The sequence below is a fragment of the Terasakiella pusilla DSM 6293 genome, from assembly GCF_000688235.1.
GTDB lineage: Bacteria > Pseudomonadota > Alphaproteobacteria > Rhodospirillales > Terasakiellaceae > Terasakiella > Terasakiella pusilla.
In genome coordinates, this window is record NZ_JHYO01000014.1 from 95,334 (window position 1) to 119,635 (window position 24,302).

Consider the following 24,302-nt stretch of genomic DNA (forward strand, 5'->3'; position numbering starts at 1 on the left):
AGTGGCGGTTTATTTATGGGGCTGGTTCCGGCAGGTGAGGCAGTCGCTGCTATCGCGCCTAATTGTGATGTCTTTGCAAATGGTTCGATGAATTCATTTAACGCCTCTACAAATGCAAACTTCTCCGGGGTGTCCGGTACTAAGAGTGTATACGCTCGTAGTCTCTCCTCGATGATCAATACCGACGGTGCCCAGAGTGTTCAGGTGACTTGGAGCAATAATGGCGCTGTAACGGCCATGTTTGGCATTTCCAACGGCACGTCCCCAATTACGGCTTATAAAAGTATTGGGCCGGGGGAATCAGCTACGGTTTATCTCGACTTTACCGCAGGGGTTAGCTCAGATGTGCTTTTAGTTGCAGAAGCGACCATTGGATTGGTGACGAACGCTGGCTGGTCCCAGCCTTTTTGCGGGTATACAAAAGACCGTCCGGGCTATGCCGTGCCGTCAGCTGAGAAGAAAGTCGACGCGGGCAAGGTTGTGACGGCAGCGGTGTCGCGTTCTCAAACCTCGGTTATTCAACAAAATGTCGGCTCTCGCGTGTCTACGGTTGTCAGTGCGTCTAAAATTGGGAATGGGGGCGCGCCTGCAGAAACGGCAACAGGTGGCGCAAACACCAGCAACTTTACCATGGGGCAAACGCTAGCGCGTGGTTTTGCCAATGATGCGCAAACCGCTTTGGTCGGCTACCTGCAAGAGTCTGAACAGTCGGATCAATCCGTTAACCTTCTGCAAAAACTGGCGATGGAAGCAAGCTTCGATACCTCTCTTGTTGGGATGGGTGTTGATGCGGGCAAGATAGATGCGGACGGGGTTGAGACACGCTCAGCGCTGAGTAATGCATCTCCTTTTACCGTCTGGGGCAATGGGTCTTACACGTCCCTTGATAACGACTTTAATCAAGATGGGAATGATAGTCGATATAACGGGGATGTCTGGGGCTACAACATCGGTCTGGATTATCGTTTTCAGGATAATCTGATCGCCGGTCTGTCTTTGGGCTATAACGACAGCAGCCTGACAACTGATTTTAACAACGGCACTTATGAAGAAGATGCGTGGGTCGCCTCGTCTTACGCCATCTATACCCCATTGGAAAACCTGCATCTTGTGATGGAAGGGGGGTATGGCATCGGTGATATTGATGTGACGCGCAACAATAATGCGGTGAGAGGCACAACGGAGTCTGATCTGTGGTATGGGGCTGTGAAAGCGACATATTCCTATGTACCAAGCACAAACTTGCCGCTCACTCTGCGTCCGTCTGTTGCGTTCTTGGCATCACAAAAGAAGGTCGAGGCTTATCGCGAGAGTGATGGCACGTTGGTTGAAGCGGTTGGCTCCAACACGCGTCAGTTAAAACCATCCCTTGAAGCATCTTATGACTTTAACGTGCGCCATGTGATGCTGTCCCCGTTTGTGGAAGGCGGGCTGGTCCATGACTTTACCGATGAGATCAACCGTGACAAAACCGCGATTGAGCTGGGCGGTGGCGTGCGCTTGTTTGATCAGGCCAATGGCTTAAATGCAGCGTTGGAAGGCAGCTATTTGGCGGGGCGCGCCGACTACAGCGAATATACCCTTGCAGGCACCGTCAGCTATGGCTTTGACCTGCGTAACATGATGGGAATGAAGCTGGTGCAACTCACCCCTTACATGGGCAGTAACGTCAATGAACTGGGCAATCAGGCTTTCACCAGTGGCTTTAACGTTGCTGTCGGTCCATTGGAAAGCAGCCTATCGCTGTCTCATAACACCAGCGAGGTCGCAGAGGCCAGCAGTTCAGTGAACTTTAAGCTGGAAACCAAGTTTTAAAACAGCTGTCGGCTCACAAAAAAAGGTCTTTCCTGTGTGGGAAAGACCTTTTTTGTTTTCTTATTCTTCAAAGACATAGGTGCCGGGGGCATCGCAGATGGGTTGGTAGTCCCCTTCCGGTGTGCCCATGATTGGCGGGGCAACCTGTTTGCTGGAATTGGACTTGATCCATTCCTGCCACGGTTCCCACCAAGAGCCTTCATGGACGGGTTGCTTTTCTGCCCATTCCATCGGTGGGACGAAGCGGTCATTGTCCAGTTTAGTCGCGATCTGGTAGTGACGGCGCGGGTGGCCCGGCTCATTCACGATACCTGCATTATGCCCGCCATTGGTGAGAACGAAGGTGACGTCGGTGTCAACCAGTTGGTGGATTTTATAAACAGATTTCCAAGGGGCCACATGGTCTTTGCCGGTGGCAACCGCAAAGATCGGCGTGCGAATGTCGGAAACAGAGATCGGCTTGCCGCCAACTTCAAAGCGCCCGGCAGCCAGATCATTGTTGAGGAACAGGCGGCGCAGATATTCCGTATGCATTTTGTAAGGCATGCGGGTGGCATCTGCGTTCCAGCTCATCAGGTCGTTGACCCGTGGCTTTTCACCCAGCAGATATTCGCTGACCATTTTAGACCAGATCAGATCGAACGAACGCAGAAGCTGGAAGGCGCCGGACATTTGTTTGGTATCCAGATAACCTTGATCCCACATCATGTCTTCCATGTAGGAGATCTGGCTTTCATCGATAAACAGCATCAACTCACCGGCTTCGGAGAAATCGGTTTGCGTGGTGAAAAGGGATACAGTCTTAAAGCGTTCGTCATTGTCGCGCGCCATGGCAGCGGCAGCGATGGTCAACAAGGTGCCGCCTAGGCAATAGCCGACACCGTGGATTTTTTGATCCGGTACGATGGCGGAGATTGCATCCAAGCTGTCCATGACGCCATGCTGAACATAATCTTCCATGTTCAAGTCGCGGTCTTCGGCTGTCGGGTTGTGCCAAGAGATCATAAAGACGGTGTGACCCTTGTCGACCAAAAACTTGACCAGTGAGTTATACTGGGACAGGTCCAGAATGTAATATTTCATGATCCAGGCCGGGACGATCAGGATTGGTTCCGCCTCGACCTTTTTAGTTGTCGGTTCATATTGCAGCAGCTCGACCAGACGGTTGCGATAGACCACCTTGCCTTTGGTGCAGGCAATGTTTTCGCCAACTTTGTATTTGCTGTCGGAGTCATGATGGTCGTTGGTGATGTTGTGCATCACTTCGTTCCAGAAGTTTTCCGCCCCTTTGACAAGGTTTTGACCGCCTTGTTCCATCGTGGTTTTTAAAACTTGCGGGTTGGTCGCAAAGAAGTTGGTCGGGGAGATGATATCCAGCCATTGACGTGCACCAAAGGACACCATGCTTTCGTGGTGTTTCGACACACCGGGAATGCCCATGGTCGCGTAATGCCACCACTGTTCTTTTAACAAAAAGCCTTGCGCGATCACGTTGAAGGGAAATTGCTTCCATTCTTCGGCGCGGAAACGACGATCTTCCGGCAGAGGCTGGATAAAATCTGCAATTTCCGGGTCCATGGTGGCACGGGCGGCCCAGACATTAAAATCAAGGGTCTTGCGCGCGAAGTTCTCTGACATTTCGCTGACTTTACCCGGTGAATGGGCCATATGAACAAGCCAGTCGAAATAGGCAACCATGATGGAAGCTGGGGACAATCCATTGGTCATGCGCCCTTCAAGGGCGTGGATCGCGCGGTCGATACTATTTTTAACATTAGGGACTGACATTTTAGTCATGGTTATTTAAACTCCACCGAGGAAAATTAGCTACGCTGCATTGCAGCAATATAAGCTTAACTCTATATATTTTCAATGGTTAGAGCGATATTCATGAAAATTTCACAAGATGCGGCGCTGGTTGCGCATATGACAAAGTGGCGGCGTCATTTGCACGCACACCCAGAAACAGCGTTTGAGGAAGTTGCGACCTCTGATTACGTCAGGGATTTACTGGAAAGTTTTGGGTTGCAAGTCCATCAGGGGATTGCAAAAACCGGTGTTGTTGCAACGCTGACCAACGGGGACGGCCCCGCGATTGCGTTACGTGCGGATATGGATGCCCTGGATATGGTTGAACATACCAACGTGCCCCATCGTTCCACCCATGACGGCAAAATGCATGGATGTGGCCATGACGGGCATATGGCGATGTTGTTGGGCGCGGCCAAATATCTGTCGGAAAACCGTCATTTTAACGGCACGGTCCATTTTGTTTTCCAACCTGCTGAGGAAAATGAAGGTGGCGGGCGTGTCATGGTGGAAGAAGGTCTGTTTGACAAATTTCCTGCTCAAGCCGTTTTCGGCATGCATAACTGGCCGGAGTTACCCGCAGGTGTGATGGCGACCAAGCCCGGCCCCCTGATGGCGGCTTGCGATACCATCGAGATCAAGATTACCGGGCAGGGCTGTCATGGCGCGATGCCCCATCTGGGGCGTGATCCGGTGGTGATTGCCAGTGAATTGATTTTGGCCTTACAGACCATTTCGTCCCGGATTGTTAATCCGCAGGATGCGGTCGTTGTCTCCGTGACGCAGATCAACGCGGGTCATACTTGGAACGTGATCCCGGAAGATGTGGTTTTGCGCGGTACGGTGCGATCTTTCCGTCCCGAAGTGCGCGAAACCTTGCAAAGCAGTATCAAACGGATTGTCAAAGGGGTCTGTGAAGCCCACGGTGCAAGCTTTGATCTGACTTATAATGCGGGTTACCCGGCCACGGTCAATGATCCTGAACAGACGGAGGTTTGCGCCCGTGCCGCCATTAAGACGGTGGGGGAAGATAAGGTTGATCTTAATCCCGTTTCAAGCATGGGGGCGGAAGATTTCGCTTATATGCTGGAAGCTAAACCGGGCTGTTATGTCTGGTTGGGTACAGGTGGCACGCCGGGAGGGTGCTTGCTGCACAATCCGGGCTTTGATTTTAACGATGGGGTGTTGCACATCGGCACAAGTTACTGGATCAATCTGGTTGAAGAGATTTTAGGCTCAGACAGATAGGTTCTCGCGGTATTGCTCCCTGAGCATATCTTCCAGTCGGCAGGCGCGCACAAACAGCTCACGGCTTCGATCCAGCAGGCTTTGCAGCCCATCGGGGCAGATGGATGTGGCGTGGTTGTTGTTGCGCAGGCACGTCATTTCGGTGTGCAGTGGCTCAAACAGTTCTTCGGCTTCCTGTCGATTGATTTCATCGTTCAGGATGGCTTTTTCGGCAATCAGCCAGGACATGGTGTGGGAAAGACGCGAGGTAACGCGAAGGGACTCTGCGGTGAGTTCGAGGCGGTCAAGTGGCATGAGGTGCCGGACCTGACGGCGAATAAGGTGCTGGTTATAGTGTTTGGCTTCTTCCAACAATTGCATTGTTTCATCAAATGTTTTGTTCAGCCAGATGTGAGTTGTATCCTGCATGCGCATACCGTGCCTGACCTTGGTCCGGTATGCGCCTTGTTCGCACCTACCGGTTAGTGAATGACATGGCCGATGCTGGCAAAATCGTCAAAAGCATCTGCCATAAATTCATATGTGTCTTGCTCAATCAGAATTCCAGAAATTTCTGGGAAGCGCGCTGCCATCCAGAGGGCGTATTTGGCAACCAGAACGCCATTTTCATTCTGCATAGCATCGCGGATCAACTGGGCGATAACCCCCAAGCGGTTGTCGCGATCAAGAAAAAAGGTCGGTCCAAACCACGCATCAGAGAATTTGCGCAGTTCAAGGTCCATGGTTTCCGCGTGCTCGCGTTGAAACTCGTCAAGGACACTGGGATCAAAACGGACAGGGTAGGGGTTGCCATCCATATTGATGAAGAAAGAAAGGTCTGACTGCATAGAAACCTCCGAAAATAAGGTGCGTTAACTTTTTGCAGTTTTCAGCCTACAGGTTCTTTTGAACCAATCAAATGTGCATAAGGCTTAGAGAAAAAAAGGGTTTTTGCATCTATGGTATTACGCAAAGATACGCGCTTAGTCCCTTCTGAGCTGTCGATTCTACTTCAGGGTGGGAGCGGATTAGTTGACCGGCACGACTGATTGGATAGTGTGATGGTGTTTAGAACTTAGATATGTGTCGGTAGAAATCGCGTTGAACTCCACGCTCTTATCTTTTTTCAGGCGACTGTGGACATCCAGTTTCACGCCTTCTCTCACCCACCATTTATAGGAACATTTTTGCAGCGCATAGGTGGTGTCGCTGCTGCACGCCCCATCAAAGGGCCGTCCGTATAATTGACCGAAATAGGTGAGGAGATCCTGTTCCTTAAGTTTATCAAATGACGTGGTTGCTTTGATGCGAAAGGCCAGATATTCACGGTTTTCTGCCACAAACCAGATGGTGTAGTTGGCTCCGTCCAGTTTATGCTGGCCGATCATCAGGCCATGTTTGCTACGGGTCAAAAACAGTTCGGGGTATTGATCTTTAAGTGTGCCTGCGGTTTTTCCAAGGTCTTCTGCCTTGATGGCGGGGAAGGGACCTTCGGGAGCTTTTGTGGTTGCTTTGATGGGGGCACGGATCAGAACGGCATAGATAAATCCCCCCAAAACGATAGCAAAGAGCGTAATGATAAAGGTGATTTTCGCCATGTCAGAACCGCGATTTTTGGCAGTATATGAAACCTTACGAGGGCGTGCCATGTTGCTCTATCTCCGTTAAAAATCACCTTCTCGTATGTAGTATAAAAGGTTTAATGCGAAAGTAGTATGACGCGGCGCGCGGACAAAGAAAAGGCCGCAAGGGTTGAAACTTTGCGGCCTTTAAGGGACAGAAGTTGAATTTAGGGGCTTAAGCTTCTTTGGCTTCTCGACGCTTTTTTCGCCATTCTTGTACATTTGCCCGCAGCATGAGCGCACAAGGGGTCACGACAAGGGTCAAAACGGTGGCGAATCCCAGCCCGAAGAAGATCGCAGTTGCCAGTTGGACCCACCATTGGGTGGAGGGGGCACCAGCCGTGATCTCGCGGGTGAAAAAGTCGATGTTTAACTGCAGCACCATCGGCAACAAGCCCAGCATGGTCGTGATGGTGGTCAACAAAACCGGACGCATCCGTTGCGCCCCTGTCAGCACGATGGCTTCAAAGATGGTGCCCGTTTCGTGTTTCAGGCGATCAAAAGTATCGATCAAGACGATATTGTTGTTCACTACAATCCCTGCCAAGGCGATAACCCCGACGCCACCCATGACAATCCCAAATGGCTGTCCAGTGACCATCAGGCCGATAAAGACACCAATGGTGGACATGATGACCGCACTCAAGATCAAAAAGGCGCTGTAGAAGCTGTTGAACTGGGTGACCAGAATAATGGCCATGATAAACAGGGCGACACCAAAGGCATTTGACAAGAACTCTTGCGCTTTACGTTGTTCTTCGTCTTCACCTTTAAACTCAATTTTAACGCGCGGATCAATGTCCTGCGTTTTGAGCCATGCTTTAATTTCGTTCAGCTTGGCGTCTACGTTTACGCCTGCCTGCACATCGGCTTTAATCGACATCACACGGAAGCCGTCTACACGTTTGACACTGCCTGTGCTTTGTTGTGCCGTGCGGGTGACGAAGTTGGAGATGGGAACGGAACCCGCTTCGGAATTGACACGGATGTCCTGAAGCTTGTCGATGCTGCGGTCATCCTTTGGGAAGCGCGCGCGGATTTCAACTTCATCGTCGGTGTCGTCGGGTCGGTACTCCCCCAGTTTCAGACCTGCTGTCGTCATTTGGATAAAGTTACCAACAAGGCCGATATCCGCCCCAAACTTAGCCGCTTGGGAACGATCCACATCCAGCTCCCAATCAATGCCCGGCAGAGGACGAGAATCTTCAAGGTTCAACAGGCCGTCCATTTCTTCAAGGTGAGCGCGGATGGTCGCGATTGTCGTGGGCAGAAGATCGGTATAGCGCGAGGACAGTTGCAGGTTCACCGGCTTGCCTGTGGGCGGGCCTTCTTCCTGTTTACGGGCATCGACTTCGATCCCCGGAATATCCGATGTCTTTTCTTTGATTTCTGCCAGAATGATGTTTGCCGGGCGACGTTCCGACCAGTCGGTAAATTCAAGGGAGATGGTGCCGATAATATCTTCGGCTTCTTCGCTTTGTTGTGGCTTGCCGATACGGGTGTAAACGGTTTTAAACTCTGTCATGGGCAGAATGCGTGCTTCCACCTGCTCCAGAATGTCTTTTTGTTCCCAGACCGACAGATTGCCACGAGCCCGGACCTGCACGATGGCATTTTCCGGCTCAATTTCAGGGAAGAATTCAACGCCTTTCCCAAAGTTGGCATAAGTCACCTGTACCAAGATGAGCAAACCAAAGGATGCCAGCAAAACTTTCCCCGGATGGCGCAGCGCGACTTCAAGGGTTTTAATGTAGGTGCCTGTGATGCCATGTAGTTTGGACAGGTCGGTATCCTTATCCGGGGCAATCTCGCTGAGTTCCGGCACCGCTTGGGAGGCTTTACCGAATAAGGCACCAAGGGTGGGCACGAAGATCAGCGCCATCAACAACGATGCCGACAGGGTCGCAATCAAGGTGATGGGCATAAATTTCATAAATTCCCCAACCACACCGGGCCAAAACAACAGTGGCAGGAAGGCCGCAAGGGTGGTGGCGGTAGAGGCCGTGATGGGCCAAGCCATACGTTGGGCTGCAAGCCCGTAGGCTTTGCGACGGTGCAGACCCTCGATCATTTTGCGATCGGCATATTCGGTGACAACCACCGCCCCATCAACCAGCATCCCAACAGCGAGAATAAGACTAAACAACACAACGATGTTGAGGGTCATATCCATTGCCGATAAAACAAGGATACCCGCAAGGAACGAGCCGGGGATCGCCATACCGACAAGACCAGCCGTGCGCATGCCAAGGGCGGCAACGACCACGACCATAACCAAGAGAATAGCACTGAGCACGTTGTTTTGCAGGTCTAGCAACATGGTGCGGATCTGGTTGGAGCGATCTTGAGAATAGGACACATGCAGGTTATCGCGCAGGGCAGGGGGCCAGGCGGCCTGTTCAGATGTGACAACCTCGCGCACGCGTTCAATGGTTTCGATGATATTTTCGCCCGTACGTTTAGACACTTCAAGCGCAACGGCGGGTTTGCCGTTTACGCGGGCAAAACTAATCGGGTCTTTAAAGGTGCGGCGGACTTCGGCAATATCGCCAAGGGTGACCACACTATCGCCTTCCACTTTCAGCGGTTGGCTCATGATGTCGTAAACGGTTTCATAGAGGCCGGGGACTTTGATGGCAAAGCGACCCAGTCCGGTATCTTGCGATCCGGCGGCAACCAGCTTGTTGGACCCGCCAACCGCGCCAATGGCAGCAGAGGGGGTCAGTCCGTACATTTCCACCTTTGCCGGATCAATGATAATTTCGACCATTTCGTCGCGGTCACCTGCAATTTCGGCTTCCAAAACTGTCGGGATAGACTCGATAGCGTCTTGCAGGTCACGGGCGGTTTTGACCAAGGTACGTTCCGGCACTTCACCGGCAATGGTCACGACAAGTACGGGGAATAGGCTAAAGTTGACTTCGTGGACTGTGGGCTCGTCGGTTTCATCCGGCAGGTCGGATTTTGCGAGATCAACTTTCTCACGGACGTCATCAAGGGCTTTGTCGGCATCAAAACCGGCTTCAAATTCCATGGTGACACTGCCGCCACCTTCATAGCCTTTGGAACGCATTTCCTTGATGCCTTCGATGGTGCGGAGTTCTTGCTCCAGCGGGCGCAGGATCAGGCGTTCGGAATCTTCTGGCGAAATACCGTCGTGGGTGGCGACGACATAAACGATGGGAATGTTGATGTCAGGATCGGATTCTTTGGGAATGTTATTATAAGAAACTGTACCGGTGATCAGTATGAGGGCCAGTACCATCAAAACGGTGCGGGCATGTCCAAGGGCCGCTTCAATCGCGTTTTTCATAATCAGTTTTCCTGCTTTTGCACCAGCGAGGCGGCGGGGGCCGGCTGGTCATTGCTGAGCTGATCTTTGGTCACGGTTGTCACGGTTTGACCGGCGCTGACATATTCCTGACCGCGTAGGATGATGCGCGCGGTGTCCGGCAGGCCAGAAACCCAGATCCCTTCGGGGGTATCATCCAGCAAGCTTACGGGATGGAACACCACGATATTGTTGTCATCAACCGTTTTTACTCCCACAACACCTTCATCGGAAAGCGTCAGGATCGCGGGGCTGACGCGATAGGCTTTTTGGGAACCGACTTCTAAACGCACCTGGGTGGTTAGACCCGCAGAAATCTCATTGTTGGGGTTCTCGCCTTCAATTTCGATTTTGTAGGTACGGGTTGAACTATCGCTTGTGCTGGCAACAAAACGCACGATGCCGTGGACTGTGCGACCATCGTTTAAGAGCGCCTGTGCAGGTTGCCCGTCCTGAATTTTGGAGATTTTATTCTCCGAAATTTCCACCTGAATAACGATAGGAGAAAGGTCAACGACTTTGGCGATGAGACTCCCTTTAGAGACATAATCCCCGACTTCGACCGTTCGGCTTTCCAGTTTGCCGTCAAAGGGGGCTTTGATATTGGTCTGTTCCAGATCAAGGCGTGCACTTTCTAGCTGAGCCTGTGCGGCATTGAGAAGGGCTTCGGCTTCGGCAAGTTTTGTCTGGGAGCGAAAGCTTTTCTGCGACAGTTTACGAGAGGCTTCAAATTCCAGTTGGCGCTGGCGCACCAGTGCTTGGGCGCTTTGCAAGGTGCGTTGGCGGTCATCGATGTTAATGCGGGCAATGATATCGCCTTGTTTAACAAAGGTACCTTTTTCGACCAGCACTTCACTAATATTGCCTTCTGTTTCGGCTTTGATCTCGACTTCACGGTCCGATTGCGTATGACCATAGAGGCGAATGACATCGGCGTGGTCGTGGGCGGTTTGATTTTCAACCAGTACCGTGACTTCTTTTTGGATGTTGTCTTCACTCACGCTATGCCCGACTTTTGCCTCTTTCGGGCTGAAGACACCGGATAGGAGCCAGATTGTAATGACGAGTGCAATGGAGATTGCAATGAGGACGGATTTATTTTGAGGGAGTTTCATTACTTTGTGCCCTGTGAATGAAGCCAATCAATTGATATGTATTATATGTCTTTAATGTAAAAATAGTACTGTATGTGTATCTTTAGGTATATTATTCCCTAAAAAATATATGTGAACTCTCTCACACAAACGGTTTTATTTGAGCGCAAACAGCTCAATCGACCGTTTTACTCCCCGTAAGGGGTATTCCCCTAAAGAAGTCCAGCTTTCCGGACTGTGATGAGCAAAATCCCGTGACGCAAGGATCGGGCAGGACAGTTCTTTGGTCATGCTTTCAATCCGCGCAGTTTCGTTGGCTTCCGGGCCAGTGACGCTAAAGTCCATACGTTCCGGTATGCCGATATTCCCAAACATCAATTCACCGGTATGTAGCCCCAGACCAAAGGCCAAGGGGGCTTTGTCTTGATGGCGGCGCAGATCATTGATGTCCCGCAGGCGTTTGATCGCATCACGCGCTGCCTGCGTTGCCTTGTCGCAGGCGGATTTCAGTGACTGATCTTCGGACGGAAAAATAGCCAGCACCGCATCGCCGACAAAACGCAGCACTTCGCCGCCATGTTCAATGACCGATCCGGCCGTCGCGCTGAAATAGTCATTCAGGCATTGTAATAACTCCGGACCGGGAAGCGTGTCTCCAAGGACGGTGGAGTTGCGCAGGTCACTATACCAGATTGCCGCGGGGATATGTTCCCCATCCCCTAAACGGATGGACCCGGTAAGGACGCGGGCTGCGGCGTTTTGTCCCAGATAGGCGGTCAGGGTGTTGAGCGCGATCCTCTCGCGTAAGGCAACTTTTAAGGCGATGGCGAAATAGCGCTCGACCCGTTTTAGGATCTGGGCTTCCTCGCCCGTGAAGCCGCCTTGCCGATCACTGAGGAAAGACAGGATCATGCCGTCATTTTCGTGGGTGTGTTCCCCTGGGTCAGAAAATTCGAATAGTCGTATTATATAATGTGTGCCCCCTGCGTTTTTTAAGTCGCGCAACATGGGGAAGGGATAAGGCAGTTTGTCCTGATCCAATCGCACGTCCAGCCGTTCGATTTCATTGCTGACAACATGATAGCCTGGGCTGTTGAGCCATTCTTGCGAATCTTCTTCGGTGTGTAAAAAAGGTGTGATGTCGTCAAAGGCGCGGTCTTTCCACCAGATCATGCTGAGGGCTTCAATGGTGGGGTGAAGGGTCGTCCATGACATATTGACCCGCAATAGAGAGAGGCCGGCTTTTTGCAGACGTAAGCAGGCTTCTTTGAAGACGGCAGGTGTTACGGGGCTGCGTAAGGCGCAATCCAGCAAATAGTCGATCAGTTGATCTGTGGCGTCATGGTCTATTTTCATGCTGGGACAATAGCGAGTTTTACAAGTTTTTACGAGATTTTTTATCCGAGTCTTTACAAAGTGGTACCGAAATGCGTATTTTATAGAAACAACATCTGAGTGCCCTTGCGAAACGGGCATTTTTAAAGGAAAATCGGTGAATGGCCTTTCGCAAAGAAACTCAAATTGATGGTGCTGTCTGTGTTATCCGTGATGCTGATGAAAAAGATTTGGCATCGGTGACAGATTTGCATGCCTATAATACAGGGCAACATAAACCGGATTATTGGAATGAGACATATCATCGCTATGGCGATTCCAATGAAGGGTTTTTCTATGTTTGTGAAATTGACGGCACGTTTGCCGGATTTATCATCGGTGAAATTCGGGCTTGGGAATTCGGCTCTGAACCCTGCGGCTGGGTTTATACCATCGGGGTCAATCCGGAAGTCCGCTTGAAGCAGGTCGGGACCCGTTTGTTTGAAACGGTGAGTGAGCAGTTTAGCAAAGCCGGTGTTGGCCAAATCCGCACAATGCTTCATCGCAAAGATAACCTGAACCTGAGCTTCTTTAGAAGTCAGGGGATGATGGGCGGTCCTTACATTGAACTTGAAATGCCGTTGGATTGAGGCAGAAATTATGAAATTGCAAAAAGCAACCTATTGCGCCTTATATTCTGTGCTGGAATTGGCGCGCGATCCGGAAGTTCAATTGTCAGCGACCGATATTGCGGAAAAATATAATATCTCAGCAAACCACCTTGCCAAAGTCTTGCGCGACTTGGGGCGTGCAGGGTTGGTTGAGTCTGTGCGCGGTGCGGGCGGGGGCTATCGCTTTTCCGGCAACCTAAAGCGCACGACGCTTTATGATGTCATCCATCTGTTTGAAGATGTGGGTGGGGAAAATGAACGCAACCGTGATGCGCAGGCTGATACGGATATCGGCAATGCCTTGAATCTGGTTTTAACGGAAATCGACGAGATTGCCATTGCGACTCTGGGGTCCGTGACGATTGGTACTTTGTTAAAAACCATGCGTTGGCGCACGGAGCGTGAGCAGCGCGAAGCGCAGAACGCTTAAGCGTCCTTGCTGCAGATTTATTTATTTTAAATAACTTAGATATCCCGCTTGTGCGGGATATTGTTTTTTTGCGTCTTAAGTCCAAAATACCGCTTGATCGTCTATAAAGTTTAATATATCAAACAAAATATATTAAATATTCAACAAACGAGGAAGTCATGGACTTTACGAGCGATAATATCTGCGGTGTCAGCACTGAAATTTTAGCTGCACTGTCGCTCGCCAATGAGGCGGAGGCAGCTGCACCATATGGGGCGGATGCCATGTCCATGTCCCTTGATACTTTGTTTAGCGACCTGTTTAAGCGTCCGGCCCGTGTGTTTCCGGTTGTGACCGGAACTGCAGCAAATGCCTTGGCTTTAAGCGCTTGTGTGCAGCCGTGGCAAGCGATCCTGACTCATGAAAAAGCTCATATCGAAGTGATGGAGTGTGGTGCGCCGGAATTTATGACCGGCGGGGCCAAGCTGATCGGGGTTGCCGGCGACAATGGCAAGCTGGATTTGGCAGCGTTGAAAAAGGCTGTCCAAGATAGCGGACAAGGTTGTATTCATCGTTCCCAGATCGCCTGCATCAGTCTAACTCAGACCACCGATGCCGGTACGGTCTATACAGTGGCTGAGTTGCAGGAAATTACGGATTTTGCCCACGAACAGGGCTTGTTGGTTCACATGGACGGGGCGCGGTTTGCCAATGCGGTCGTCTCATTGGGCTGTGAGGCAAGTGAGCTGGTCAAAGGCATCGATGTGTTGAGCTTTGGCGCGACTAAAAACGGTGCCATGAATGCGGAAGCGATTGTCTTCTTTAACGACAAACTGGCGGAAAACTTCATCTTTCAGGCGAAACGCACAGGGCATGTGGTGTCAAAAGCACGCTATCTGGCAGCGCAGCTAAAAGCCTATGTCACCGATGACTTGTGGCTTAAAAACGCCGAACGTGCCAACGAAGTAGCGACTTACCTTGTTGATCAGCTCCAGAAACTGGATGGGGTCAGTGTCTTTACACCGGTTGAGAGCAATCTGGTTTTTGTGGAAGTCGCAGATGGTCTTGCCGAATGGCTGAAAGATCAGGGTGTTGGGTTCTACAGCGAAGCAGGGCGCGCAGACGGTCAGCGTAAACTGCGTTTTGTCTGCGGATTTTCGACGACTCAAAGCAAGGTAGACAGCTTGATCTATGTGATCCGGTCTTATTATAAGCTGTCAAAAGCGGCTTAGTCTTTTGACTCAACAACCAAAATAGCAACAGCTTCACCCTTGGCGGTATTGCTGATGGCATGGGGGAAATCGGCGCGGTAGCGTGCGGTTTCCCCTTCTTTTAACGGGATAACGGTATCGTTGGAGGTGACTTCCAAAGCGCCGGTTAGAACGGTTAAATGTTCAAGGGTGCCATTTGTGTGGGCACCAGATTCCAGACAGCCGCCTGCCTGAAGGCGCATTTCATACCATTCAAGGTTTGCCACACTGGAAACGGGACTGAGAATTTTCAGGCTGCATTTACCATCCGGGCTTTTGATTGTGGGGGTGAAGTGGGCTTCCAGATGTTCGATCAAGACAGGGGTGCCTTGCGTATTTTCCGATTGTTCCAGTATCTCGGCAATTTCAACACCTAACGCGTTTGTGAGACTCCAAAGCGTGGCGAAGGTCGGGTTTGTCTGCCCACGTTCAATCTGCGACAGCATTGATTTGGAAATGCCGGACGCCTCCGCCAGTTTATCAAGTGTCAGGCTTTTGCTTTTGCGTAAAGCCTGAAGGGTTTGACCCAGTTCCGGTGGCGTGCGTTTTGACATGGTAAAATCCTTTCTTTTGTTCGTTATACTGGATTTTAATGAAAATGTAAGATTTTTCGTGCCTTAGAGTGGAAAAATTAGTACTGTTTCTGACGAATAAAGAAAATAAAGACAACAGTTTATAGCAAACGGCACTTAGTTCTTATGACGCAAGTTGATAGCCCTTCCTCACTCGCTACGAGAACACCGCGTTTTCGTGTTCTACTCGTCTTATTCGTTGGGCTGGGGGTGAGTGCGCTGGTTGCCTTGTTTGTCAAAGGGCTTCAGGAAGACAGAGCTTCCGCCACCTATCAGGCCTTAAGTAGCGAGTATCTCTATACGTTCGAGCGTGCGATGGATCGGCAGTCGCGTTTTTTAACCTCCATCGCTGGGCAGGTTGTCTTATCGCCGGGGCAGGTGTCGAGTGTGAACGTCTTTCGCAAAATCAATGGGCTCAAATATCTGACGACCGATTTACCCGATGACGCCGGGATCGCGATGATGCAGTTCGTTCCTTTTATGGGGGATATCGCGAGTTCGATTGACGGTCTGCGCCTTACACCATTTGAGAAAACACATCTCCAGACTTTTTTTAACCAGCATGAGGGAATTTGGGAGGCTAAAGGATCGGTCCCGTTGCAGAATGAGACGGTCATTTTAGGGGTGGATAAGCTGGATGGATTGGACAAGCGCTACCTAGTCTTGGGGCACCCGTTTTTTCAAAACTATGGTTCAAACCATGAAGGACAGACTTTTCGTCAGTACGCCGCGGGATATTTGCTGGCGTGGGTGGATCTTGGCCACCTGTTGCGCAAAAGCTGGAATGACAAGCGCAGCCCGGAACATGTGATTGAGGTGGAATTCGCCAATGAAGGCGGTCAAGGGGTTTACGTTTTTTACCAATCCGGTTTATTGACGGTTACGCAGACTGCGGAAAATCGATTGCAACGGAAGGCCGGTCATCGGGTGGCCTTTAAGCTGCTGGGGAAATCGGGATATTTTAATCTGACGACGCAAAATGCCAGCGGTGGCGAGTTGGTCAGAAACTTTCATTGGATTGTCTTTGCCATCGGTGCGTTGTCCAGTGTGTTGTGGTGTCTGATTGCAATGCGGGTGCGGTTGTTTAAAAGGTACCCGCAGACGGCGCCTGTGCCAGAGCCGGATGTCAGCCAAAAGCTAGCGAATGAAACCCAGCAACGCCGCGTTGCGGAAGATGTGTTGGCCATGAATCGTGCGCGCTGGCACTTTGTTGTCGATAACCTGCCTGTGTCCTTATTTGCTGTCGAGCGCAGCGGCATGTTTACATTGGGGGAAGGGCGCGGCTTGACGGCCCTGGGGCTGGAGCCGGGGAAGGTTGAAGGCAATAGCATCTTTGAAGTTTTTGCCGGTCAACCTCATTTGATCGAGATTATGCGCGAAAGCCTGTCGGGGGAGGAAAAGCATGAGCTGGTGCAGATTGACCATCATTGGTTCGATATGCGTTTTTCGCCGGTGGTGCTTTATGACGGCAGCTTTGACGGTATGATCTGTGTGGCAACCGATGTGACGGGGGAACATAACGTCCGTGAACGGTTGGATAAGGTCAATCTGCATTTACGCGGTCTGATGGACAACGTGCCGATCGGGGTTGCTTTCATTCGGGGCGGGATCATTCAATGGTGTTCCCGCCGATTGGAAGAGATTTTCGGCTTGGAGCGAGACGCGCTGAAAGGCAGATCCCCAGAGATCCTGTATGACAATGTTGAAGATTTTGAGACGCTGGAAAATGAAGCCCGCGAGATGTTGAGGCAGGAAGATACGTTTATCAAACGGGTTCTGTTTAAACGCCCGGATAAAACGCGTTTCCTGGGCGAGATCAGAGGCCGATTGGTGGACCGCAATAACTTTAAAGCGGGGACCATATGGGTGTTGCAGGATTTGACCCGCTTTTTGCAGGAAGAAAAAGAACGCCGCCTGTCGAAAACTGTTTTTGACAATGTGGTCGAAGGTGTTTTGGTCCTTGATGCCGACAGAAAGATCGTACAGGTCAATAAAGCCTTTGAAAGTATTACGGGCTTTCGCAAGGAAGAAGTGATTGGTGAATTGCCGGCGATTTTGCGGTCAAATCGTCATGATCAGGCCTTTTTTAACCAGATGTGGGAAGAGTCGCTGACAAGAGGTGAGTGGGAAGGCGAGGTCTGGAATAAACGCAAAAACGGTCAGATCTATCTCGCTTGGCTCAATATCTCTGTGTTGAGGGATGATGCGGGGCTGGTGGATGAATATGTCTTCGTGTTTAATGACATCACCAGCCATCACGAAACACAGGAACAGTTGATTTACCAGTCAAACTACGACTTGTTGACCGGATTGCCGAACCGACATCTGCTGAGTGATCGTTTCCGTCAGGCTGTGGCGATGGCAAAGCGCGAAAAGAAGCCGTTTTGTCTGCTGTATCTGGATTTGGATAACTTTAAATATTTGAATGAAAGCCTTGGTCTGGAAGCTGGCGATCATGTGATTAAAACCGTTGCCCAACGTTTGGACAAATCTTTGCGTAGCGTGGATACAATCGCACGGATCAGCGGTGATGAATTTATTGTCCTGTTAATCGGTGCAGGAGATGAGGAAGCGGCAAGTCGGGCGGTTGCCAACCTGTCTATGGTGGTGTCTCAGCCGATACAGTTGGACAGTCAGGCCGAAGATATTTTGATGTCAGCAAGCTGCGGGATCGCACTTTATCCCCGTGACGGGGAAACCTTGGAAGAGCTGACGCCGAAAGCTGAAGCGGCCATGCATCACGCCAAAGAAATTGAGCGTGGTTTGTTTATGTTCTTTACCAAAGATATGAATGTTCGCGCGCAAGAACGCTTGCTGTTGGAAACCAAATTACGCAAAGCGCTGGATCGTGATGAGTTTGAACTTTATTACCAGCCGAAAGTGGATTTGACGTCGGGCAAAATCTATGGGGCAGAAGCCTTGATCCGATGGGTCATTCCGGACATGGGGCTGATTGGACCTGATAAATTTATTCCGATTGCCGAGGAAACGGGCTTGATTGTCCCCATTGGCGACTGGGTGTTTAAGATAGCTTGTGCCCAGTTGAAAAAATGGCAAGACGCGGGGCTTGCGATCGAGAATGTGGCGGTCAATCTATCCGGGCGACAGTTTGCGAAACCTGATCTGGCGCATGAGCTAATCTCGATCGTGCGAGAATATGACCTAAGCCCGGAAAGTCTGGAAATTGAAATCACCGAGAGTTTTATCGCCTCTAGTGAAAGCGGGGCGGTGGATGCGCTGACCTTGCTGTCCAATACTGGTATCAAGCTGAGTCTTGATGACTTTGGGACAGGGTATTCTTCGCTGAATTATCTGCATCGTTTCCCGTTGGATATTATGAAGATTGATCGCTCTTTCCTTATGCCGATCGGGGAGGAGAACGAAAACCGTAAATCGGGTAATCTGGCCCGCGCGGTGATCGCGATTGCCAAGAGTATGGATTTGAAAATTGTCGGTGAAGGCGTTGAAACCGAAAAGCAACTGGCCTTTTTGTGTGAAAATGGATGTGACTATATGCAGGGCTATTATTTCAGTAAACCTGTACCGGCAGATGAATTCGAAAAGCTTTTAAGATCGGGGCGGACGCTGTAGAGTGCGCCTTTCCTGTAAGTATTGATAAAAGGGGTCGCACGTGAGCGAACGTACAAAATTATCCTATGACGCATTTAAAGAGCAGTTGAAGACGGTTAAGCTGTTGAGTCTGGATGTGGACGGTATTTTGACCGATGGGGGTCTTTATTATACGGAAACAGGGGACGAACTACGCAAGTTTAATGTCAAAGACGGGATGGGGATGAAAAATGCCCGTGCCGCCGGTGTGGAACTGTGCATCATCAGTGCCAGTACTACAAATGCCATTCAGGAACGGGGCAAACGTCTGGGGCTGACCCATGTGTATACAGGCGCGAAGAATAAAATCGAGATTTTGCAGAAAATCTGTGATGAACTGAAGATCAGTCTGGAGAACGTCGCTCACATGGGGGACGATTTAAATGACATATCGATCATGGAAAAGATCGGGACGCCGATCACTGTAGGGGATGCGATGGAAGAGGTGAAACGCAACACTGTTTACATTACCCAAAAAAACGGCGGTCAAGGCGCGGTGCGCGAGATATGCGATCTTTTGGTTATGTTGAATAGCTGACAAAATAAAACCCGCATCACATGGTGCGGGTTTTATCGTACTGAGGGGGCGTGAGGACGGTTATTTTGCACCAGCTTTGATCGCTGCCATTTCTTCAATAAGCTGGCGCGTGTTGGTGTGGTAGTTCTCACAAGAGGTCTTCAATACTTTTACAGTATGGTGCAGCCACTTAGTGCGAAACTTAAGGATGTCTGTATCTTTTTTCATGTTCAACCTCTAGGCTATGTTGTCAACTTACAATAATTCAAAACTATGGTTGAATGCAAGCAAAAGCATGCGCCTCAAAGAAGAAACTTTAAGTTACGGTTGAAACTAATGGGTAAGCGGGTGACTAAAGCTTACCAAATAAGCCGATTTCGACCAGATATTCGGTCAAATCGCTGACAAAGCTCTCGCCTTTTTTAATGATGTGGCTGCCGGGGGGCAGGTCATTTTCATGTCCGTCTGAGGACGTGAGTAGGGCAAAAGGGGTTTGTTCTGTCAGTTTAATTTCGCGCAGGACCCGACCGAGTTCGGAACCGGTCATGTTTCGGAACTCCTGATTCGCCAGAACCGCGTCGGGTTGCAGGTCCATCACAAGGCGAATGGCCTCAACGGGACGGTCGGTGAAGGAAAGGTCAAACCCGCAAGACGCCAGCTCTTTACCAATGACTTTGCGCTGTACACCGGGGGGCATCACGACAAGGACCGTAACTTTTTTGCTTTTCTGGTTAGTAAACTCTGTAGCGGTGTCCTGTGCATGGGGCAGACGCGCGAGAATTTGTTCGCGTTCGTGTGCACTGGGGTCTTTGCCCATGTCAACAAGGGTGCGTAGCTCGTCAATATAGATTTGGACCGATCGCCATTGTTCCTGTTTTAAGCGAGGGGCGGCTTCGATAAAATCTTCAAGACGGTGGGCGACCAATGTCAAAAGGTGCATGCCGTGGGTGCCCGCAGAGCCTTTGATGCTATGGACATCGCGTTGTAGTTGGAAGAACTGCTCGCCTCGATCGCCTCGGTCATTGTAGATATTGTCAATGATGGTATCGATATCGTCGAGTTTTTCCAGACTACCTTCGATAAAGTCCTGCTTTAAACGCAGGAGCGCGGATTCAAGATCGAATTGCATGTTTACTTCCCCAAAAAGTTTCGGGGATATTATATATTTGTAGAGGGTAGGTAAAGTCAGGAAACACAAAAAAATGCGTTAAATCAAATGGTTGAATTTATATGTATTCAATATAACTAAAGTGCATAAGAGTAATACTTTGGTTTGGGTTTTTGTGTCTAAAAACTTACTCTTGTGATTTTAAAGTGGCTTTTATCGTGATAATGATGAAGGCTGTTTATGTGCAATGATGGCACGGGTGGTTTTGTGTTTAAGAGACACAAAAATATGGGTTTTTTATGAAGAAGCATCGCTTTGATCAGGTCGAAATTCTGATTGCGGACAAAAACAGACAATTGCGATCCAGCCTTAAAGGTGTGCTGCATCAGGCGGGATTTCGCAAAATTACCGAAGCTTCTGATCTGGAACAGATGGAGGATGCGATCTCTATTACCTGTCCGGACCTGTTGCTGTGTGATATCGGACTGGAAGGCGGGGATGTGTGCGAAGCAATCCGTAAGCTGCGCCATAGTCAGATCGGCCCAAACCCGTTTTGTTCTGTCATTCTGTTTGTTGACGTGCCGACCCCAGAGATTGTGCGTGCGGCGTCACAAGCGGGATTAGATGACCTTCAGATCAAGCCGATTGTCGGGCAAAAAGTGATAGACCGGGTCAATTATCTGGTGGAAAAACGCAAGCCCTTTGTGGTGACGACCGATTATATCGGACCGGACCGTCGTAAAGGCGCGCGCCCGGGAAGTTTGAGAGTTCCCGGTGTGACGGTACCCAATAGCGTGGAAGAAAAGGTCAAAGGGACCTATGATCAGGTTGGCTTTAAGAAGAAGGTTGAAGAAACCATTTGGGAAGTAAACGCCCAGAAGATTGAACGCCATGCCTACCAAATCGGTTATCTGGTGGAACGTATTGTCCCGGCCTATCGGGAAGGGCGGATCAATCGGGAAAGTCTGGAACAGGTTGCGCGTCTGGTCATGGTGTCTGGCGACATCAGCCAACGTTTGAAGGAAAGTGACTATACCCATATTGCGGAGCTCGTCGGTACGCTGACAAAAGTTGCCCATTCCCTGTGGCGCAGCGGGACTGAGCCGAATATGAAAGATCTAAGTTTGTTGGCGGAATTGTCTGCCGCCATCTCTGCCACATTTAAGGCGCATAATGTGACATCAAGCGTGACAGGAGAAATCTCCTCCACGGTTGGACAAAAATATAAGGATTAAGGATCGTGTTACGAATTCAAAGGGCAAAGGTTGCTATCTTTGTCGGGATGCTGGCTGTGCTGGCAAGTTTATCAGGTTGGGCGAAAGCCGACAAAGTGCATGTGGCTGTTGCCTCAAACTTTACAAAAGCGGCGCAGGATATTGCGGCGGCTTTTAAGGCAGAGACGGGCCATGATGCCGTGCTTAGTTTCGGGTCCACCGGAAAGCTGTATATCCAGATTAAAAACGGGGCGCCTTTTGGCGTGTTCCTTGCCGCCGATGAAGCCCGTCCGGTGCGTCTGGAAGAAGAAGGCGATACTGTGGCTGATAGCCGCTTTACCTACGCAACCGGCAAGATCGTCCTTTATAGCCGACAAGCGGATCTGGTGGACGGGAGTGCAACGGTCCTAAGGCAGAAAGATGCCTTCTCTAAAATCGCCATTGCGAATGAAAAAACCGCCCCTTACGGCGTGGCGGCGGTTGAGGTGATGGAGAAATACGGCATCTATAACAAGATCACCCATAAGATCGTGCGGGGGGACAACATTGCGCAGACCTATCAGTTTGTCTTCACCGAAAATGCCCAACTTGGCTTTGTCGCCTTATCCCAAGTCATCCATGAAACCGAAGGATCGCGTTGGGTCGTCCCGCAGGAAGACTATCGCCCGATCCGCCAACAGGCGGTGTTGTTGAACAAAGGTGCAGGCGAGCCAGCAGCCCTTGCCTTTGTCGCGTTTTTGAAGGGTAAAACAGCGCGTGACATCATTGCATCCTACGGATACGGGTTTGACGATTAATTTAATGAGTTGAGAAAACGCACGCTGTCATCCTTGATGGCTTGCTTTTTTTCTTTTGTCATACTCTTCGTTGAACTTTCAAAGAAGAGTATGAAATGATCAGCAAGGAAATTTACTCTAAATAGGTAGTTGTCACCGATTATCTTGCAGTTACTGATCTTTTGGTTTGGGGCCCCGTTATTTTCTAATATCGTCTCTAAGAGTGGTGAGAATCTCGCCTAACCAGTTCGTCCCTCTCCACTTCGTGGGATCTGTTGCGGCGGGGTCTGAAGATTCCAAACCGATCCCCCAAATTTTATCGTAGGGACTGGCCTCTACAAGTTTGGTATCGCCAGTGGCCATTAATTCCGCCAAGAATTTTTGGTTTTGGGTAAACTTTTCACGATTGCCTATATAAACAATTTTTTTTGCCTCTGCGTTCCATACTTCAGTGTCAAAGTTGCGAACTTTCCTGCCAAAGGCTTTGTGCTCTTTAGGGTCGGATACCTTCATAATTTCATCCGCTATTTCATCATCGTTAAAAAGCTTGGCTTTAGAGTACATCATAAACTGTTCACAGTTTACAAACGTCAGACCTTCGTATTCAAACGCCGACGGATACCATTGCGAGAACACATCAGTTCTACCCCAGAAAAATGTATAACCATTTTTTACTAACATTGCGCTGCTTTCCTTTAAGTCAATATTCGCGTTCATTAATGTAAGAAGAATAGTCTGAAAGATTTTTATTAGCCTCTTTCAGTACCGTCTCCAGAAAAACCGGATCGTATTTGAGGAAAAATTTAACCGCATCACCAGGTTTATGGTGATGAAAATCTGATTTATCGGCCAACATTGCGCGCAGGTATGATTTTAAAGAAGAGTCGTATTCTAATGCCTCTTCATGTAAAAAATGATGAAGAGGAAATTCAAATTGAAGCGTTTCGCAATACTTTAATAGCATGGATAGTATAGGGAATACTCGTTTTCGCATCACATCTTTACCGGTACGCTCTAAATGGGCCAACCGGAAAAATATGACTGAATTAGCTATCCACTCATATGTTGTATCATAGCAACGTAATCGATGCGGTTCACCATTTCCCCAACGATCAGGACGAAGGTTAACGACATATTCCAGATATCTCAAACCTTCTTCATCCCCCCAAGAGGTTAAAACCAACGCTGCTTCAAGCGGGACATAAAGCTCTGGCAAAGAGGCTACTGGTTTGGTCAACAGTTTCCTGATTTCCGGAATACGGTCAAAATCAATATCTTCATCATCTAGTTCAAGCTTATCAGCCGCGTAGTCGGTTTCCCAATACCAAATGCCATCTTTCGTCGTGTAGAGCAGTCTTTCGATTTTTTCGTCCATTTTATACTCCAACCGTGCGAGAGCTCGTAATATATTCTTTTCTGGGGGTGTTCCGCAATTCAGGTATTTACTGTTATTAATTATATTATAAGTAATCGATGACAGGTACCTATTTCAGAACGCATTTGCCTTCAGATCATTTCATACTCTTCTTTATTTTAGTTCAGAGGACAGTTACTGATCTTTTGGTTTGGGTCCCCGTTATTATCGGTTGTCTTTGTCGGGTTTTTGGAAGGTAAGACCGTGCGTGACATTATTCCGTCTTATGGATACGGGGTTGACGATTAGGCCCTAGACTCATAAATTTTTTATCCAAATGCGAACTGATGCCAGTTTAACAGCAGCGAGGAAATTCTCAGGGTTCTTATCATAACGTGTGGCAATGCCTCTGAATTGCTTGAGTTTGTTGAAGAAGCGCTCAACCAAGTTTCTGTAGCGGTAAAGGAATTTGCTAAAGGCAAAAGACTTTCGTCGATTGCTTTTAGGTGGGATATTTGCCCATGCTTTTTTATTTTCAGCCAATTGCCGAATAGCATCGCTGTCGTAGGCTTTATCGGCCAAAAGAATTGTGCCTTCCCGCATAGCTTCC

22 protein-coding genes are annotated in these 24,302 nt (G+C 49.6%); 9 read left to right on the forward strand and 13 right to left on the reverse strand.

Translation table 11 applies throughout. The annotated features are described in order from the left end of the window. Positions 1-15 precede the first annotated feature (15 nt). Positions 16-1,815 (forward strand): autotransporter outer membrane beta-barrel domain-containing protein, encoded by a 1,800-nt coding sequence (locus Q397_RS0111265; RefSeq protein ID WP_084149031.1) that lies wholly within the window; start codon positions 16-18, stop codon positions 1,813-1,815. Between the two features lie 60 nt (positions 1,816-1,875). On the opposite strand, the gene Q397_RS0111270 is transcribed toward Q397_RS0111265, so the two are convergent. Next, complete coding sequence (locus tag Q397_RS0111270) at positions 1,876-3,612, reverse strand: PHA/PHB synthase family protein (protein ID WP_028879516.1); 1,737 nt, start codon at positions 3,610-3,612, stop codon at positions 1,876-1,878. 93 nt (positions 3,613-3,705) lie between these two features. Between Q397_RS0111270 and Q397_RS0111275 the strand changes: the two genes are divergently transcribed. Beyond that, on the forward strand, positions 3,706-4,872 hold the full coding sequence (locus Q397_RS0111275) for a M20 aminoacylase family protein (RefSeq protein ID WP_038013586.1): 1,167 nt from the start codon (positions 3,706-3,708) through the stop codon (positions 4,870-4,872). Here the strand turns inward: Q397_RS0111275 and Q397_RS0111280 are convergent. The 6 genes from Q397_RS0111280 to Q397_RS0111305 all read right to left on the reverse strand — a co-directional run bounded on the left by Q397_RS0111280 (position 4,861) and on the right by Q397_RS0111305 (position 12,254). Further along, the gene (locus tag Q397_RS0111280; protein WP_169737993.1) at positions 4,861-5,280 is read right to left on the reverse strand and encodes a DUF1465 family protein; all 420 of its coding nucleotides are present in this window, start codon (positions 5,278-5,280) and stop codon (positions 4,861-4,863) included. The two genes, Q397_RS0111275 and Q397_RS0111280, sit on opposite strands and share 12 nt — an antisense overlap. Positions 5,281-5,333: 53 nt before the next feature. Beyond that, complete coding sequence (locus Q397_RS0111285) at positions 5,334-5,699, reverse strand: hypothetical protein (protein ID WP_028879519.1); 366 nt, start codon at positions 5,697-5,699, stop codon at positions 5,334-5,336. A gap of 180 nt (positions 5,700-5,879) precedes the next feature. Then, positions 5,880-6,500 carry a hypothetical protein gene (locus Q397_RS0111290; protein WP_028879520.1) on the reverse strand — a complete coding sequence of 207 codons (621 nt, stop codon included), beginning with the start codon at positions 6,498-6,500 and terminating at the stop codon, positions 5,880-5,882. Positions 6,501-6,648: 148 nt separating this feature from the next. After that, on the reverse strand, positions 6,649-9,786 hold the full coding sequence (locus tag Q397_RS0111295) for an efflux RND transporter permease subunit (RefSeq protein ID WP_028879521.1): 3,138 nt from the start codon (positions 9,784-9,786) through the stop codon (positions 6,649-6,651). 2 nt (positions 9,787-9,788) lie between these two features. Beyond that, positions 9,789-10,919 carry an efflux RND transporter periplasmic adaptor subunit gene (locus Q397_RS0111300; RefSeq protein WP_028879522.1) on the reverse strand — a complete coding sequence of 377 codons (1,131 nt, stop codon included), beginning with the start codon at positions 10,917-10,919 and terminating at the stop codon, positions 9,789-9,791. Positions 10,920-11,054: 135 nt separating this feature from the next. Beyond that, positions 11,055-12,254, reverse strand: coding sequence for an adenylate/guanylate cyclase domain-containing protein (locus Q397_RS0111305; protein ID WP_028879523.1), 1,200 nt, complete (start codon positions 12,252-12,254; stop codon positions 11,055-11,057). A gap of 140 nt (positions 12,255-12,394) precedes the next feature. Here Q397_RS0111305 and Q397_RS0111310 point away from each other — a divergent pair, with 140 nt between their 5' ends. From Q397_RS0111310 to Q397_RS0111320, 3 genes are all read left to right on the forward strand, one after another. Continuing rightward, a complete protein-coding gene (locus tag Q397_RS0111310) occupies positions 12,395-12,862 on the forward strand; it encodes a GNAT family N-acetyltransferase (RefSeq protein WP_051609937.1) in 468 nt (155 codons plus the stop codon). A gap of 10 nt (positions 12,863-12,872) precedes the next feature. Beyond that, entirely contained in the window at positions 12,873-13,313 is a 441-nt protein-coding gene (locus tag Q397_RS0111315) for an Rrf2 family transcriptional regulator (protein WP_028879525.1), read from the forward strand. A gap of 158 nt (positions 13,314-13,471) precedes the next feature. Then, positions 13,472-14,524, forward strand: coding sequence for a threonine aldolase family protein (locus Q397_RS0111320; RefSeq protein WP_028879526.1), 1,053 nt, complete (start codon positions 13,472-13,474; stop codon positions 14,522-14,524). Here Q397_RS0111320 and Q397_RS0111325 read toward each other — a convergent pair. Continuing rightward, the gene (locus Q397_RS0111325; RefSeq protein ID WP_028879527.1) at positions 14,521-15,096 is read right to left on the reverse strand and encodes a helix-turn-helix domain-containing protein; all 576 of its coding nucleotides are present in this window, start codon (positions 15,094-15,096) and stop codon (positions 14,521-14,523) included. The two genes, Q397_RS0111320 and Q397_RS0111325, sit on opposite strands and share 4 nt — an antisense overlap. A gap of 144 nt (positions 15,097-15,240) precedes the next feature. Between Q397_RS0111325 and Q397_RS24150 the strand changes: the two genes are divergently transcribed. Continuing rightward, positions 15,241-18,705, forward strand: coding sequence for a sensor domain-containing protein (locus Q397_RS24150; protein WP_084149033.1), 3,465 nt, complete (start codon positions 15,241-15,243; stop codon positions 18,703-18,705). Positions 18,706-18,745: 40 nt separating this feature from the next. Next, positions 18,746-19,261, forward strand: a complete 516-nt coding sequence (locus Q397_RS0111335; RefSeq protein ID WP_028879528.1) for a KdsC family phosphatase — start codon at positions 18,746-18,748, stop codon at positions 19,259-19,261. Positions 19,262-19,321: 60 nt separating this feature from the next. On the opposite strand, the gene Q397_RS24990 is transcribed toward Q397_RS0111335, so the two are convergent. Both Q397_RS24990 and Q397_RS0111345 read right to left on the reverse strand, forming a co-directional pair. Beyond that, entirely contained in the window at positions 19,322-19,468 is a 147-nt protein-coding gene (locus Q397_RS24990; RefSeq protein ID WP_156950702.1) for a hypothetical protein, read from the reverse strand. Positions 19,469-19,592: 124 nt separating this feature from the next. Next, the gene (locus tag Q397_RS0111345) at positions 19,593-20,369 is read right to left on the reverse strand and encodes an Hpt domain-containing protein (protein ID WP_028879529.1); all 777 of its coding nucleotides are present in this window, start codon (positions 20,367-20,369) and stop codon (positions 19,593-19,595) included. Positions 20,370-20,647: 278 nt separating this feature from the next. Here Q397_RS0111345 and Q397_RS0111350 point away from each other — a divergent pair, with 278 nt between their 5' ends. Together Q397_RS0111350 and modA are read left to right on the forward strand one after the other, a co-directional pair. Continuing rightward, positions 20,648-21,583: a response regulator gene (locus Q397_RS0111350; RefSeq protein WP_028879530.1), complete on the forward strand. Its 936-nt coding sequence runs from the start codon at positions 20,648-20,650 to the stop codon at positions 21,581-21,583. Between the two features lie 5 nt (positions 21,584-21,588). Continuing rightward, positions 21,589-22,359, forward strand: a complete 771-nt coding sequence (gene modA, locus Q397_RS0111355) for a molybdate ABC transporter substrate-binding protein (protein ID WP_038013589.1) — start codon at positions 21,589-21,591, stop codon at positions 22,357-22,359. Positions 22,360-22,536: 177 nt separating this feature from the next. Here the strand turns inward: modA and Q397_RS0111360 are convergent, their stop codons facing one another. From Q397_RS0111360 to Q397_RS0111370, 3 genes are all read right to left on the reverse strand, one after another. Beyond that, the gene (locus tag Q397_RS0111360) at positions 22,537-23,019 is read right to left on the reverse strand and encodes an NADAR family protein (protein WP_028879532.1); all 483 of its coding nucleotides are present in this window, start codon (positions 23,017-23,019) and stop codon (positions 22,537-22,539) included. Between the two features lie 19 nt (positions 23,020-23,038). Then, positions 23,039-23,713, reverse strand: a complete 675-nt coding sequence (locus Q397_RS0111365) for a hypothetical protein (RefSeq protein ID WP_028879533.1) — start codon at positions 23,711-23,713, stop codon at positions 23,039-23,041. A gap of 297 nt (positions 23,714-24,010) precedes the next feature. Beyond that, positions 24,011-24,302 (reverse strand): IS5/IS1182 family transposase (locus Q397_RS0111370; protein ID WP_028879534.1); only part of this gene is annotated, 292 nt, incomplete at its 5' end.

Bases quoted from the DNA above. Each gene is read 5' to 3' on its own strand.
- Q397_RS0111265 (WP_084149031.1), top strand. From the start codon at position 16: ATGGGGCTGGTTCCGGCAGGTGAGGCAGTCGCTGCTATCGCGCCTAAT.
- Q397_RS0111270 (WP_028879516.1), bottom strand. From the start codon at position 3,612: ATGACTAAAATGTCAGTCCCTAATGTTAAAAATAGTATCGACCGCGCG.
- Q397_RS0111275 (WP_038013586.1), top strand. From the start codon at position 3,706: ATGAAAATTTCACAAGATGCGGCGCTGGTTGCGCATATGACAAAGTGG.
- Q397_RS0111280 (WP_169737993.1), bottom strand. From the start codon at position 5,280: ATGCAGGATACAACTCACATCTGGCTGAACAAAACATTTGATGAAACA.
- Q397_RS0111285 (WP_028879519.1), bottom strand. From the start codon at position 5,699: ATGCAGTCAGACCTTTCTTTCTTCATCAATATGGATGGCAACCCCTAC.
- Q397_RS0111290 (WP_028879520.1), bottom strand. From the start codon at position 6,500: ATGGCACGCCCTCGTAAGGTTTCATATACTGCCAAAAATCGCGGTTCT.
- Q397_RS0111295 (WP_028879521.1), bottom strand. From the start codon at position 9,786: ATGAAAAACGCGATTGAAGCGGCCCTTGGACATGCCCGCACCGTTTTG.
- Q397_RS0111300 (WP_028879522.1), bottom strand. From the start codon at position 10,919: ATGAAACTCCCTCAAAATAAATCCGTCCTCATTGCAATCTCCATTGCA.
- Q397_RS0111305 (WP_028879523.1), bottom strand. From the start codon at position 12,254: ATGAAAATAGACCATGACGCCACAGATCAACTGATCGACTATTTGCTG.
- Q397_RS0111310 (WP_051609937.1), top strand. From the start codon at position 12,395: ATGGCCTTTCGCAAAGAAACTCAAATTGATGGTGCTGTCTGTGTTATC.
- Q397_RS0111315 (WP_028879525.1), top strand. From the start codon at position 12,873: ATGAAATTGCAAAAAGCAACCTATTGCGCCTTATATTCTGTGCTGGAA.
- Q397_RS0111320 (WP_028879526.1), top strand. From the start codon at position 13,472: ATGGACTTTACGAGCGATAATATCTGCGGTGTCAGCACTGAAATTTTA.
- Q397_RS0111325 (WP_028879527.1), bottom strand. From the start codon at position 15,096: ATGTCAAAACGCACGCCACCGGAACTGGGTCAAACCCTTCAGGCTTTA.
- Q397_RS24150 (WP_084149033.1), top strand. From the start codon at position 15,241: ATGACGCAAGTTGATAGCCCTTCCTCACTCGCTACGAGAACACCGCGT.
- Q397_RS24990 (WP_156950702.1), bottom strand. From the start codon at position 19,468: ATGAAAAAAGATACAGACATCCTTAAGTTTCGCACTAAGTGGCTGCAC.
- Q397_RS0111345 (WP_028879529.1), bottom strand. From the start codon at position 20,369: ATGCAATTCGATCTTGAATCCGCGCTCCTGCGTTTAAAGCAGGACTTT.
- Q397_RS0111350 (WP_028879530.1), top strand. From the start codon at position 20,648: ATGAAGAAGCATCGCTTTGATCAGGTCGAAATTCTGATTGCGGACAAA.
- Q397_RS0111360 (WP_028879532.1), bottom strand. From the start codon at position 23,019: ATGTTAGTAAAAAATGGTTATACATTTTTCTGGGGTAGAACTGATGTG.
- Q397_RS0111365 (WP_028879533.1), bottom strand. From the start codon at position 23,713: ATGGACGAAAAAATCGAAAGACTGCTCTACACGACGAAAGATGGCATT.